The organism is Stappia taiwanensis, from assembly GCF_014635285.1.
Classification (GTDB): Bacteria; Pseudomonadota; Alphaproteobacteria; order Rhizobiales; family Stappiaceae; genus Stappia; species Stappia taiwanensis.
The window spans coordinates 552,368-564,908 of sequence record NZ_BMCR01000003.1; the positions used below are offsets into that span (position 1 = coordinate 552,368).

Below are 12,541 nucleotides of genomic sequence, written 5' to 3' on the forward strand. Positions count from 1 at the left end.
GCCATGGCAAGAAAGCAGGTTGTCTTTCTAGGGGCCAGACTCACAAATGAGGTTGGCATGGCATGGGAAATGGCAAAGCCTTCGCGAGGAAGAGCGTGCGGAGCGGGTTGGTTGCCCGGTCAAACGCGCTGACGACGCGAGAGTGAAGCCATTTCCATGTCCTGAAGGATTTGACCGGATTGCACCTGCTCATGCGTCGCGAAAGTCTTGAAAATGAACCACATTTCCTGCGCTTCCGCTCCTTGATCAGAAGCAATCCGTCTCAAACCATTTCGAGCTCATTTATGAGCCTGGACCCTAGGGTGCCACGAGGCAACCGGTTCTGGTTGGTTCGATCATCCCCAAAGGAGGCAGCACAGTGTTCAAGACGATTCTGATTCCCGTCGACCTTGCCCATGTGGATGGAATGCAGCGGTCGATAAAGCTCGCGGCAGATTTTGCACGGCTTTATGACGCCTCGCTTACCCTTGTGGGCGTTACGGCGGGAACGCCGGGTCCAATGGCGCATTCCCCCGAGGAATACAGGGAGAAGCTCGAAGCTTTCGCTGGCGAGCAGTCCATCAACTTTGCCCTGCCGATCAAGGCAAAGGCGATGCTGGCTCATGATCCGGCAGTGGATCTCGATGACCGCATCCGCGCGGCGGCCGAGGAAATCGGCGCGGATCTGATCGTCATGGCCTCGCATGTTCCCGGGTTTGCCGAGCACCTCTTCGCCTCGCGCGCCGGCTATCTGGCCGCCCATAGCAGCCTGTCCGTCTTCGTGGTGCGATAACCGGCGGCGGTGCCGGCGTCAGTCGCCGGCGACGAAATAGTGCATGGTGCCATCCGGGCCGATGCCGACCCGGTAGAACAGCCAGGTGCCGGTCGCTTCCATCTCCGCCAAATCGCCGGCGGTGACGATCCGGTACATCTCTACGGTCTGCTCACGGCTCAGGCGGTCGAGCGGGAAGCGGGCGAAATACGGCCAGATGTACATTTCTTGCGCCGTGCCCTTGTCGACATGCACATAGCCGGCTTCCAGGATCTCGGTCAGGATCGCGAGCGTCTCAAGGCCCTCGCCATCGCCGGAGGCCGCCTTCAGCGTCTCGACCGGGTCTGCCATCTCGCCGAAGGTCAGGGTCGGCATCAACTCGTTGCCTTCCAGTACCATGCGCAGCCGCTCAAGATCGCCAGAATAGGCGGCCTCCAGCAGTTGCGCGCGCATCCGTGCCACCGGCTTGGGAAGACCCGCTTCGCCGTAGTGGACCTCAGGTATGGGCAGGGGTGCGGCGGCGGGGTCCTCCCCGGTGGCCGCGTCAGTGGGCGCGTCCTGCTCGGGCGCGAGGGGCTCCGCCCCCTGAAGCGCATCGGCGGGAATGGGGCCGCCGGTATCTTCCGGTGGCGAAAGCTGGATGCGCTCGGTGGTGACCGGGGTCGCAGCCTGGGCGATCATCGAGCCGGTGAGGGCGGTCGCGAGGACAAGGGAAGACGCCAGAAGGTGAGGAGACATTCAGCAGGTTCCCGAGTTGAGTGGGGAGCGCCAGAAGGCGATACGGTGGCCAGGGTGCGCGCGCAAAGGCCGGATCGCGGACGCAAGGCGACCGCACACTAGATCAATGAACGGTGCAGTGAAAGCGCTTGTCGCGCGCATTGATCGGGCGAGAGGGGTGGAAGCAGGCGGTGGATGGTTGAGCGGGACCGCGAATTTGGGCTATGGCAAGCGCGGCGTCTCGGCGGTGGTTCACCCATCGAGGAAACGCGGGGCAAAGGGTGAGGAACAGAGCGATATGACATCAGGAAGCGAGTGAGTTTGTTCGATCCGTTTTTCTTCCTGATCGGCGGGGCCATCGGCGTCGCCACCAGCGCGCCCGTCGGGCCGGTCAACATCGCGGCAATCCAGCGGGCGCTGCGCTACGGTTTCCTGCCCGGGGTGCTGGCGGGGCTCGGGGCGGTGCTGGCCGACGGCCTTTATGCCAGCTTCGCCGCCTTCGGCATTACCTCCGTTTCCGACTTCGTCGCCCGGCATAGTGCGCTCATCCAGACCGCAGGCGGCCTGTTGGTGATCCTGTTCGGTGTCCAGGTGCTGGTTGCGCGGCCGCATATGGAGGCGGAAAACGGTGGTGCGAGCGGGCTGTTGTCCGGGCTGGCCGCCGGCTTTGCCATCACCGTCACCAACCCTGGCGTGGTGCTCGGTTTTCTGGCGATCTTCGGCAGTCTGGGGAAATGGGCACCGGCCCCGGGGGACTATGCGGCGGCGGCCGCGATGGTCGTGGGGGTCGTTGTCGGTGCGTTGCTCTGGTGGGTGTTCCTGGCCGCCACCGTGTCCAGCCTGCGGGCGCGGTTGACCGACGAATGGCTCGCCTGGATCAACCGGACTTCCGGTGGGCTGCTGATCCTGTTCGGTCTTGGGCTGTTCATCCACCTCTTTCTGGAAACAGCCTGACGGGGCGGTGACGGACGCGGGCGGGCCGCCCGTGGGCGGCGCCCGGCGCCCGGCACGGGATCAGTGCAGCGGGCGGTGCAGGGTGTAGTCGCCGCGCCGGACCCGCTCGGGAAACTCCTCCGCAAGGGCGGCCACAGCCTCTTCGCCAAAGCTGGCGACCAGATCGGCAAAGGCGGTGAACAGCGCCGCATGGGAAACCGCTGCCGGGTCGATGCCATCGGCGATGGCTTCGGCGAAGGCCTCATCGATATAGCCGAGCGCCATTTGGCGGATGTCCTGGTCGGAGACCATCTGCTCGTCGTGGTCGATGTCGTTGAGTTCGGTATCTCGCATCGCGATGCCGCCTTCGGTCCGGTGTTGGGGCCGTTCTGGCCCGTGAGTCGTGTCTGACCTAGGCGTAGCACGGGCCGGCGAGTCGCCAAACGGATCGTAAACGAAACCTTAATTTCCCCCGGGAATTCTAACCAATATGGTTAACAGGCCACAGTCCGGAGGTGGGAAGGGGCACAAGGCTCAGCGATTGTAGCGGGTGGTGACCGTGCGCACGAGCGCGCTGCCTTCCTCGATATAGCGGGCGAGGGCCACTTCTGCGGCCGGTGTGCAGCGGCGATAGACGGAGGAAAAACCGCGATAGCCCTGGTTGAAGCGCTCGATGAACCGCCGCTCGCGGTTCGTGTCCCGGGTTTCCGCATCGAGTAGGGCGCGCATCTGGTCGCGCCACAGGGTGCCGTCGGTGGCGCCGCAGAGCGGACGCAGATAGTGCAGGGCGCCGAGGATTTCCGAAAGACGCATCAGGTCCGCTTCATAGGGCGGGTCTTCCGCCGCCGGTTGGGCGCTGACTGATGGGGCAAGAACGAGCGGCGCAAGCACGAGCGCGGCGGCCAGGGACGCGGTGAGAAGGCGCAAGGGCGCGAAGGGGCGAGAACTGCGCGGCATGGGGCGAAGATGCGTCGGTTGGCGCGGCAAGGCAAGGGGCGGGGCGGCTTGTGCCCGGATGATGTGGCGGTCGCCGGAACCGCTGTCGCCGATCAGCGGGGCATCAGCCACCGGATGCGTGCGGCGGTGCCCGGCGTCATCGGCAAACGTTCCAGGGCGTCGAGGCTGATCCAGCGGGCATCGGCGGCATCGTCGCCGGCCAGAAGCCGCCCCGTCGGCTGCCACGCGCGAAACACGGCAATCACGAAATGAAGGCCGGCAAGCGAGGACCCCGCCTCGTTCTGCACGGGCGGCGGCAAGAGTTCGACCAGATCGGCGGGCGCGGTTTCAAGGGTCGCGGACAGCCCGGTTTCCTCGCGCAGCTCGCGCAAGGCGGCATCGGCGAGCGATTCGCCGAAATCGACACTGCCGCCGGGCAGGCTCCAGTGGCCGTGATAGGGCGGCTTGCCGCGCTGGACGAGCACGACCCGGTTCTGGTCATGGCACAGCACGCTGACGCCAAGCTGAGGGCGAAGGATCATGGAACCCGACAAATCATGCCGTGCGCTTCGGGGCAAGCGATCAGGCGAACAGGGCGTCAATCGCGTCCTGCGCTTCCGTATCCTCGGTGCCATCGGGGATTGCCTCGCCGTGAATGATGGCGCTGGCGCTGGCGATCAGCGGCCGCACCTCTTCCACGGTCTCATGCGCCACCTGCTCGGCGATCAGGCGCACGTCCTCCGCCGATCGCAACCGACCCTGCTTCTCGCACACGGCGGTATCGAGGGTGGCGACCACATCGCGCAAGGCGCGGCGCACCGGCACCGGCGCGGCGCGAAACGCCTCGATGGCCAGATGCTTCTCGGCGAAGTTGGAGGCCTCGAAATGCGCTTCATAGCTGAGCGGCTGCCATTCCAGCACATCCTCGGCACATTCGGGCATGTCCGGCAGCATTTCCAGGAGCATCACCACTTCGTTGAAGTGGTTGAGGTAGTCGGTGGCAAGGCCGGTGCGAGGGTTGATATTGGCGGCGGTGAGACGCTCCGCCGTCAACATGCCTTCTCCCAATGTGGAACACGCCTGATCCATTGCCATGCCTCTTGGAATTTCCATCCCTGTCAGTTTAGCTGAGGTACGGTTTCGAATTGGCTAACCGGATGTCAAAACGGGGAAATCCGTTGCGGCAACCTGTGGTGTGGCTGCGGAGTGGGTGCAATGTGTGGACGCTATAGCCTGACGGCGACGCCGGAAGAGGTGCGGGCATTCTTCGAGTTTGTCGAGAAGCCGTGGTTTCCGCCGCGCTACAACATCGCGCCGACCCAGCCGATTGCCACCGTGCGCTTCGCCCATGGGGCGCGGCATTTCGCGCTGGTGCGCTGGGGGCTGGTTCCCGGCTGGGTCAAGGATCCGGCCAGTTTCTCGCTGCTCTTGAACGCCCGGGCGGAAACGGCGGCGGAAAAGCCCTCCTTTCGGGCGGCCATGCGCCATCGCCGCTGCCTGATACCGGCCAGCGGCTTTTACGAATGGCACCGGCCGGATGCAGGGCCGAAGCAGCCCTACTGGATTCGCCCGAAGGCGGGCGGGATGGTCGCCTTTGCCGGGCTTTACGAGGAGTGGTGCGACCCGGACGGCGGCGAGATCGAGACCGGCGCGATCCTGACGGTTTCCTCAAACGCATCCATTGCGCCGATCCATCACCGGATGCCGGCGGTGATCGCCAAAGAGGATTTCGCAAGCTGGCTCGATGTGGGCGGTGTCTCGGTACGCGAGGCGCAGGCGCTGTTGAAGCCGGCACCGGAGAGCCTGTTCGAGGCGGTGCCGGTCGCCACCCGGATCAACAGCGCCCGCGATGACGATCCGGGGCTGCAAGAGGCGGTTGACCCGGTGGTGGCGACGCCGGAGGAAAAGCCGCGCGAGACGGGCGGCAAAAAAGGAAAGGGCGCGGCCAGGTCTCCCGCCGCGCCCTCTTCGCAACTCGATTTGTTCTGATAGGCGGAACGCGCTCCCGCCCGGATCAGCCGGCGATCTTCGAGAAATCCGCCACCGTGCGGGTCGCCTCGCGGATTTCGGCAAGCAGCCGCAGCCGGTTAAGGCGCAGCTCCGGGTCATCGGCATTGACCAGAATATCGTCGAAGAACCGGTCGACCGGGCCGCGCAAACCGGCCAGCGCCGTCATCGCCCCGGCGAAATCCTCCTGGCCGAGCGCTTCGCGCATCGCCGCCCGGGCCGTGTCGATGGCCGCCGCCAGGGCGATTTCCGCCGGTTCGACCAGATGGTCGGCATGGGGCGCGCCCTCGATGGCCGCGCCGTCCTTCTTTTCTTCCGCGCGCAGGATGTTGGCCGCGCGCTTGGTGCCGGCCAGAAGGTTGGCGCCATCGTCGGTGGCGAGGAAGGCGCCCAGCGCCTCGACCCGGCGGACGATCATGAGAAGGTCGTCCTGACCGCCGAGCGCGAACACCGCGTCGATCAGGTCATGGCGCGCGCCCTCGTCCTTCAGATGCACCTTCAGCCGGTCGGCGAAGAAGGCGAGAAGATCGGCGTAGAGCGCATCGGCTTGCGGGGTGCCCGGTTCGCCGGCGGCCGAAAGGTGCGGGGTCGTGGCCGTCCGCAGCCAATCGGTGAGTTTGAGCCGCAGGGCGTTCTCAAGAACGATGCGGATCACGCCAAGAGCGGCGCGGCGCAGGGCGTAAGGGTCCTTGGAGCCGGTCGGCTTCTCGTCGATGGCCCAGAACCCGGTGAGGAGATCGAGCTTGTCGGCAAGCGCAACCGCGATGGCGACCGGATCGGTGGGCACAGCATCGGAGGGGCCCTGCGGCTTGTAATGGTCCTCGATGGCAATGGCGACGGAGGCATCCTCACCCTGCATCTGCGCATAGGTGCGGCCGATCTGGCCCTGTAGTTCGGGGAATTCATAGACCATCTGCGTCGGCAGATCCGCCTTGGCCAGATGCGCCGCGCGCACGGCCTTGTCCGGATCGGCGCCAACCAGCGGCGCCAGCTCCCGGGAAAGCGCCTCAAGCCGCTTCACCCGCGCGCCCTGCGTGCCGAGCTTTTCGTGGAAGACGACGCTGTCGAGCTTCGGCAGGCGGCTTTCCAGCGGTGCCTTCAGGTCCGTGTCCCAGAAGAAGCGGGCATCGGAAAGCCGCGCCCGGATCACCTTCTCGTTGCCGGCGATGACGGTCTTGCCGCCATCCGCAGCCTCGATGTTGGAGACGGCGACGAAGCGGTTGGAGAGCTTGCCGGTCGCCGGATCGCGCAAGACGAAGCATTTCTGGTTGGCGCGGATGGTCAGGCGGATCACTTCGTCCGGCAGCTCAAGGAACGCTTCCTCGAAGCTGCCGACCAGCACCACCGGCCATTCGACGAGACCGGCGACCTCTTCCAACAGCCCCTCGTCCTCGACCAGTTCCAGCCCCAGCGCCATGGCCCGGTTGCGGGCGTCATGGGCGATGATGTCCTTGCGCCGGTCGGCATCGAGCACGACCTTGGCCTTGTCCAGCTTGTCGGCGTAATCCTCCAGCCGGCGCACCTCGAAGGCGTCCGGGGCAAGGAAGCGGTGGCCGCGTGTCACGTTGCCGGAACGGATGCCGTCGACCTCGAAGGGCACGACCTCCGGCTCCTCGGTCTCCGGACCGAAGGTCGCGACGATGGAATGCAGCGGGCGCACATAGCGCATGGTGCCTGTGCCCCAGCGCATGGACTTCGGCCAGGGGAAGTTGCGGATGATCTCCGGCATCGCCTCGGCGATGATCTCCTCGCTCGGCCGTCCGGGGCGCTCGATCACGGCGACGTAGAAGTCGCCCTTCTTCGGGTCGGAGGCGACCTCCGCCTGATCGAGGCTCTCCAGTCCGGCACCGCGCAGGAAGCCGGCGACCGCCTTTTCCGGCGCGCCGACGCGCGGTCCCTTGCGCTCTTCCCGGGTCGGATTCGATCCGGCGGGAAGGCCTGCCACATGCAGCGCCAGCCGGCGCGGGGTGGAGAATGCCTTGGCGCCCTCATAGGTGAGGCCGGCCTCCACGAGGGCATCGGTGACATGCGACTTCAGGACTTCCGCCGCGCGGCGTTGCATCCGGGCGGGAATTTCCTCGCTGAACAGCTCCAGGAGAAGATCAGGCATCGGGGGCGTCTCGAACGGTTGGGTGAGGGACGCGCGGGCGGGCGCGGCGGATCACGGATGGCGCATCCGGCACGGCAACGGCAATCGCCGCTTCGGATGCTGTCCCGCGTCCGTTACCAAGGCGGGGGGGAAAAGTCACCCCCGCTTGGGGCCGCCCGGGCTCAAAGGGTGAGAAAAAGCCGCAGGATGATCGCGTTCGCCAGATCGGTGAAGAAGGCCGCGACCAGCGGCAGAATCAGGAAGGCGCGCGGGGCGGCGCCGAAATGCTTGGTGACCGCGGTCATGTTGGCAATCGCCGTTGGCGTTGCACCAAGGGCAAAGCCGGCATATCCGGCGCTGAGCACCGCCGCCTCATAGTCCCGCCCCATCAGCGGAAACACCACGAACAGGATAAAAAGGGCGGCAATCGCCACCTGCGCGGCGAGGGTCACCAGCATCGGCCCGGCGAGCCCGGCGATGGTCCAGAGCTGCAGGCTCATCAGCGACATGGACAGGAAGATGCCGAGCGCCAGATCCGAGACGACGGCAAGCGAGCGGCTGCGCGCTGGCCAGCTCAGGGTGGGGAAGATCTCTGGGACCGTGTTGGACAGCAGGATGCCGCTGAACAGGCAGACCACGAACAGCGGCAGGTCGAGCCCAGCCGCGGCCAGGGCCTCCTGAAGCACGGCACCCAGCGCAATGGCAAGGTTGAGCACCAGGATGGTGCCCATCAGCCCGGTGTGGGTCACGGCGGCGTAGGATTGTTCGTCCCGCTCAAGGCCGATGGTCGGCACCTGATGGACCTCGTCCCCTGGGACGGCACCTTTCCTGTCGATCAGGTAACTGGCGATCGGTCCGCCGAGCAGGCTGGCGGTGATCAGGCCGAGCGTGGCGGTCGCAGCGCCCAGCTCGATTGCGCCGGTCACACCGTAGCCGTCGGTCAGGGTGGGACCCCAGGCGATGGCGGTGCCATGACCGCCGATCAGCGAGACCGTCCCGCCAATCAGGCCAGAGGCAATCGGTTGCCCGAACGCTGCGGCGGCGGTCACCGCGACGATGTTTTGCAGCACCATGTAGCCAATGGTCAGCCCCAGCAGGATCACCAGCGGCAGGCCGCCTTTGACAAGGTCGCCGAGACGGGCGTTGAGGCCGATCGAGGTGAAGAAGTAGAGCAGCAGGAAATCCCGCGCGGCGAGCGAGAAGGTGATCTCGCCAAGCCCGGAAAGATGGGCAACAAGCACCGCGCTGGCGACCAGCATGCCCCCGGAGACCGGTTCGGGGATGTTGTAGCGGTTGAGGACCGGAATGGTTCGATTGAGGTGGATGCCGAGGAAATAGACGATGATGGCAAGGTTGAAGCTGGCAAAATCGCCGATGGTGATGGTGTCGCCGCTCATCCGTGCCCGTGCCTTTCCGGTTTCAGCCGTCGCTCACGCGATGTCGCGCCGCCGCTTCGACGTCGCGTGAGCACCGATGATCCTACACTACCAGCCGCCGCCGCCGCCGCCACCTCCGCCGCCGCCGGAAAAGCCGCCGCCGGAAGATCCCGAGCTGGAGGATTTCGGCGTGGGCAGTGAGGAGGAGAAGGAGCCGGACATGTCGCCGAGCGTGTTGCCCAGGGTTCCAGCAATGTCGCTGCTGTCGAAATTGCTCCCGCTATAGAAGCGGGGGCTGTAGTGCGCGACCTGTGCGGCGCCGGCTGCCGAGGCCAGCCAGGTCTGGAAGGCCGTCGCCCAGGGCTTTTCCACCCCGAGCGCCACCGCGTAAGGCAGCAGGGTTTCGAAATGCGACGGGCTCATGCTCGGCGCGCCGGTCATGTTGAGTCGGTCCTTTTCCGCCACGTTGAGATACATCTTCAGCCCCTCGATCTCATCGAGCACCTTGCGGCCGAGCGCCGTCGGCGCCCCGAGCAACCAGCCGAACATCAGATTGACGGCGATCAGCGCGACAGCGATCAGTGGCAGGATCGGGATCTCGCCGTCTTGCTGCAAGAGTATCCCCGCGCCGATCAGATTGCCGGCGCTGAAGAGGGTAAAGATGAGGAGCGCGAGGACAATGCGCGTCACGATCCCCCGCGCGCGCCTGGCTGCCCGACCGATGTTGATGGCAACCATCACAACCACGACACTGCTCATGATCGCCGGCACAAGCACCGAGATCTGGTCATAGCTGAGCCGACCAAAGGCGAGCAGGGCAAAGATGGTGCCGACACTGAGCGCGATGCCGGGGATCAGGTAGAGCCGGTTCTTCTTGAAATAGCGCTGCCGGGTCTCGCCCTCGATGGCGCTGCGGAAGGAGGTGCCGAGCTTCTGGACCGCCTTGCCGTTCGCCTTGTTGAGCGTCAGCGCGTCTTCGCGCGCATCCAGCCATTTGGCGATGGCCGCTTCGCCGTGTGGGAGGTCCTTGGTGGTACCCCAGGGCGCCGCAGGGCGTTGCAGGGTGAGGTCGCCGGCAAGGTTGTCCAGATGCAGCCGGCCCTTGACCGCAAGGCTGAGGCAGGCGGCGGACAGCGCGCCCCAGCCGCCATCGCCGAAGCCCTTGTTGGCGATGTAGTTGGTGAGGGCCGGCGACAGCCCCGCGGGAGGCTCGAAGCGGGGGAAGATCACGCCGGCGGGCGGATCCCGCCCGACGGTCCACCAGGCCCAGAGGTAGTAGCCCAGCACCAGCAGGATGCCGAAACCGCCGAGGATCTGTGCCCGGTAATCGAGGAAGAAATACCCCAGCTTCTGATCGGTGCCCGGCCGGGCGATGCTGCCGGCCGGCAGGGTGACCACGACACTGATCCCTTCGCCAGGGCCAAGGGGCTGGGTGGTGGTGAAGAGCACGCTGCGTCCGCCGTCTTCCTCTCGGGCGGAGAACGCCTTGCCGGTATCGCCATAGGCGCCGGTGTAGCCGTCCGTTTCCAGCGCCGAGGTTCCCTCGGGCAGGATGATCCGCGCCGCCGCCCGGTCGATGGGGAAGGCCCATTCGTTGCCGGTGGCGTTCCAGTAGATCTCGTCATGCGTGTCGAAGAACCGGACAAGCCGGGTCAGCTTGTAGACGATGCGGTAGGTATGTTCCCCCCGGGAAAGAAGCGTATTTTCATTGCCGATGTAGATCCGCACGCCGTCGCCGCCGTGGTTGACTGAGGAGCCATCGGGGACGCCGTCCCGCTCAACGGAAACCAGCTCGAACCCGGCCTTGTGCCGGCGCCCGTCGCCGCCTTCGAAGGTTAGGGGCAGGTCGCGGAAGATGCCACGCCGGATCTGATTGCCCTCGGCGCGAACCTTGATCGCCTCGGTGACGGTGAAGGTACCGTCGGCGGCAACGTCAACGGTGGAGCTGAAGGATAGAATGCGCTCGTCGGCCTGGGCCAGCAGCGTCGACAGTACCAGCAGAACGCCTGCGACCAGAAGCGTGGCGAGGGGAACGGTAGGGCGGAGAGAAGCAGAGATGAAAGGCATGATCGGTCAGAAGTCGACCTTGGGAACGGCGCGTTCGCGGGCGTCCTCGATCTCGAAATAGTCCTCGTGCGAGAAGCCGAACCGGCTGGCGACCAGATTGGAGGGGAAGCTCTCGACCATGACATTCAGGGCGCGCACGGCGCCATTGTAGTAGCGGCGGGCCATTTGCAGGGCCTCTTCCACCTTGTCGAGGGAGGCGTGCAGGTCGCGAAAGCCATCGTTGGCCTTCAGGTCCGGATAGGCCTCGGCGACAGCGAACAGGCGTCCGAGCGCCTGGGACAGCATCCCTTCCGCCTGCGCTCGTCCGGCAACGTCGTCGCGCGGCAGATCGGCGGCGCGCGCCCGCATCTCGGTCACCTCGTCCAGGGCGGCGCGCTCATGAGCGGCGTAGCCCTTCACCGTCTCGACCAGATTGGGAATGAGGTCGGCGCGGCGCTTCAACTGGACGTCGATGCCGCTCCAGCCCTCGCGCACCATCTGCCGTTTCCGGACCAGACCATTATACAGCGTAATGAGATAGAGGCCGATCAGGACGATCAGCCCGAGCACGATCCAGGTGGTCATGCGGATATTCCTCCGGAGGTGAAGCTGCCGCACCCTAGTGCGTGCGGCTGCCCTTGTCACCGGAGGGGGACGATCAGCCCACGGAATACCCGACGCCGCCGGCTTCGGTCTCCAGAAAGGCCGCGCCGCAGGCCTTGGCCAGCTCGCGCACCCGCAGGATGTAGCTCTGCCGCTCGGTGACCGAGATCACCCCGCGCGCGTCCAGCAGGTTGAACGCATGGCTGGCCTTGATGCACTGGTCATAGGCCGGCAGCACCATCTGGTGCACCTTGGCGCCGGCCGCGTCGCGGGCCTTGGCGCCGGCCTCCAGCAGCCGCTGGCATTCCTCTTCCGCATCCTTGAAGTGGCGGAACAGCATGTCCGTGTCGGCATGCTCGAAATTGTGCCGGGAATACTCCTGCTCGGCCTGAAGGAACACATCGCCATAGGAGATGCGCTCATCGCCCTCACGGCCGTTGTAGTTCAGGTCGTAGACGTTATCGACGCCCTGAATGTACATGGCCAGTCGCTCCAGGCCATAGGTCAGCTCGCCGGAGACCGGCGCGCATTCGAACCCGGCCACCTGCTGGAAATAGGTGAACTGCGACACTTCCATGCCATCGCACCAGCATTCCCAGCCAAGGCCCCAGGCGCCGAGCGTCGGGCTTTCCCAGTCGTCCTCGACGAAGCGCACGTCATGCAGCGCCGGATCGAGGCCGATGGCGTAAAGGCTCTGCAGGTAGAGGTCCTGCAGGTTCGCCGGCGACGGCTTCATGATCACCTGGAACTGGTAGTAGTGCTGCAGCCGGTTCGGGTTCTCGCCATAGCGACCGTCCGTCGGCCGGCGCGAGGGCTGCACATAGGCCGCCTTCCACGGGCGCGGGCCGAGCGAGCGCAGGGTGGTCGCGGGATGAAAGGTGCCGGCGCCGACTTCCATGTCATACGGCTGCAGCACGGCGCAGCCCTGATCCGCCCAGAAGCGCTGCAGGGTGAGGATCAGTCCCTGAAAGGAGTTTTCGGGGCGCATGTGCGGGGCGACCGCTTCGCTTGCCATGATGTGGTGTCCTTGCCGCTGCCGGAATCTGCCGGTCCCGGAAAGGGCCGGGCCGTCGCTGCCGTCTG

At 65.8% G+C, this 12,541-nt stretch carries 13 protein-coding genes; 3 read left to right on the forward strand and 10 right to left on the reverse strand.

The features are described from left to right. The first annotated feature begins 358 nt into the window (after positions 1–358). A complete protein-coding gene (locus IEV83_RS09945; protein WP_181760440.1) occupies positions 359–772 on the forward strand; it encodes a universal stress protein in 414 nt (137 codons plus the stop codon). A gap of 18 nt (positions 773–790) precedes the next feature. Here the strand turns inward: IEV83_RS09945 and IEV83_RS09950 are convergent, their stop codons facing one another. Then, positions 791–1,489, reverse strand: coding sequence for a hypothetical protein (locus IEV83_RS09950; protein ID WP_209003072.1), 699 nt, complete (start codon positions 1,487–1,489; stop codon positions 791–793). Positions 1,490–1,783: 294 nt separating this feature from the next. Here IEV83_RS09950 and IEV83_RS09955 point away from each other — a divergent pair, with 294 nt between their 5' ends. Further along, positions 1,784–2,422, forward strand: coding sequence for a LysE family translocator (locus IEV83_RS09955; RefSeq protein WP_209003073.1), 639 nt, complete (start codon positions 1,784–1,786; stop codon positions 2,420–2,422). 60 nt (positions 2,423–2,482) lie between these two features. Here IEV83_RS09955 and IEV83_RS09960 read toward each other — a convergent pair whose 3' ends face one another. The 4 genes from IEV83_RS09960 to IEV83_RS09975 form a co-directional block, all read right to left on the reverse strand. Then, positions 2,483–2,755 (reverse strand): hypothetical protein, encoded by a 273-nt coding sequence (locus tag IEV83_RS09960; protein ID WP_181760439.1) that lies wholly within the window; start codon positions 2,753–2,755, stop codon positions 2,483–2,485. Between the two features lie 180 nt (positions 2,756–2,935). Continuing rightward, a complete protein-coding gene (locus tag IEV83_RS09965; RefSeq protein WP_181760438.1) occupies positions 2,936–3,358 on the reverse strand; it encodes a TIGR02301 family protein in 423 nt (140 codons plus the stop codon). Between the two features lie 92 nt (positions 3,359–3,450). Continuing rightward, complete coding sequence (locus IEV83_RS09970; RefSeq protein WP_181760437.1) at positions 3,451–3,879, reverse strand: NUDIX hydrolase; 429 nt, start codon at positions 3,877–3,879, stop codon at positions 3,451–3,453. 40 nt (positions 3,880–3,919) lie between these two features. Next, positions 3,920–4,393: a hypothetical protein gene (locus IEV83_RS09975; RefSeq protein WP_209003074.1), complete on the reverse strand. Its 474-nt coding sequence runs from the start codon at positions 4,391–4,393 to the stop codon at positions 3,920–3,922. A gap of 159 nt (positions 4,394–4,552) precedes the next feature. On the opposite strand from IEV83_RS09975, the gene IEV83_RS09980 reads away from it, so the two are divergent. After that, complete coding sequence (locus IEV83_RS09980) at positions 4,553–5,326, forward strand: SOS response-associated peptidase (protein WP_181760436.1); 774 nt, start codon at positions 4,553–4,555, stop codon at positions 5,324–5,326. A 25-nt stretch (positions 5,327–5,351) separates the two neighbouring features. Here IEV83_RS09980 and glyS read toward each other — a convergent pair whose 3' ends face one another. The 5 genes from glyS to IEV83_RS10005 form a co-directional block, all read right to left on the reverse strand. Beyond that, entirely contained in the window at positions 5,352–7,454 is a 2,103-nt protein-coding gene (glyS, locus tag IEV83_RS09985) for a glycine--tRNA ligase subunit beta (protein WP_181760435.1), read from the reverse strand. 161 nt (positions 7,455–7,615) lie between these two features. Next, entirely contained in the window at positions 7,616–8,830 is a 1,215-nt protein-coding gene (gltS, locus tag IEV83_RS09990; protein WP_181760434.1) for a sodium/glutamate symporter, read from the reverse strand. An 87-nt stretch (positions 8,831–8,917) separates the two neighbouring features. After that, a complete protein-coding gene (locus IEV83_RS09995; RefSeq protein ID WP_181760433.1) occupies positions 8,918–10,876 on the reverse strand; it encodes a DUF2207 domain-containing protein in 1,959 nt (652 codons plus the stop codon). 6 nt (positions 10,877–10,882) lie between these two features. Then, the gene (locus IEV83_RS10000; protein ID WP_181760432.1) at positions 10,883–11,440 is read right to left on the reverse strand and encodes a LemA family protein; all 558 of its coding nucleotides are present in this window, start codon (positions 11,438–11,440) and stop codon (positions 10,883–10,885) included. Positions 11,441–11,513: 73 nt separating this feature from the next. Next, positions 11,514–12,446: a glycine--tRNA ligase subunit alpha gene (locus IEV83_RS10005; RefSeq protein WP_181760472.1), complete on the reverse strand. Its 933-nt coding sequence runs from the start codon at positions 12,444–12,446 to the stop codon at positions 11,514–11,516. Between the last annotated feature and the right edge of the window lie 95 nt (positions 12,447–12,541).

Coding starts and splice junctions, on each gene's coding strand:
- IEV83_RS09950 (WP_209003072.1), bottom strand. CDS start 1,489: ATGTCTCCTCACCTTCTGGCGTCTTCCCTTGTCCTCGCGACCGCCCTC.
- IEV83_RS09960 (WP_181760439.1), bottom strand. CDS start 2,755: ATGCGAGATACCGAACTCAACGACATCGACCACGACGAGCAGATGGTC.
- IEV83_RS09965 (WP_181760438.1), bottom strand. CDS start 3,358: ATGCCGCGCAGTTCTCGCCCCTTCGCGCCCTTGCGCCTTCTCACCGCG.
- IEV83_RS09970 (WP_181760437.1), bottom strand. CDS start 3,879: ATGATCCTTCGCCCTCAGCTTGGCGTCAGCGTGCTGTGCCATGACCAG.
- IEV83_RS09975 (WP_209003074.1), bottom strand. CDS start 4,393: ATGTTGACGGCGGAGCGTCTCACCGCCGCCAATATCAACCCTCGCACC.
- IEV83_RS09980 (WP_181760436.1), top strand. CDS start 4,553: ATGTGTGGACGCTATAGCCTGACGGCGACGCCGGAAGAGGTGCGGGCA.
- glyS (WP_181760435.1), bottom strand. CDS start 7,454: ATGCCTGATCTTCTCCTGGAGCTGTTCAGCGAGGAAATTCCCGCCCGG.
- gltS (WP_181760434.1), bottom strand. CDS start 8,830: ATGAGCGGCGACACCATCACCATCGGCGATTTTGCCAGCTTCAACCTT.
- IEV83_RS09995 (WP_181760433.1), bottom strand. CDS start 10,876: ATGCCTTTCATCTCTGCTTCTCTCCGCCCTACCGTTCCCCTCGCCACG.
- IEV83_RS10000 (WP_181760432.1), bottom strand. CDS start 11,440: ATGACCACCTGGATCGTGCTCGGGCTGATCGTCCTGATCGGCCTCTAT.
- IEV83_RS10005 (WP_181760472.1), bottom strand. CDS start 12,446: ATGCGCCCCGAAAACTCCTTTCAGGGACTGATCCTCACCCTGCAGCGC.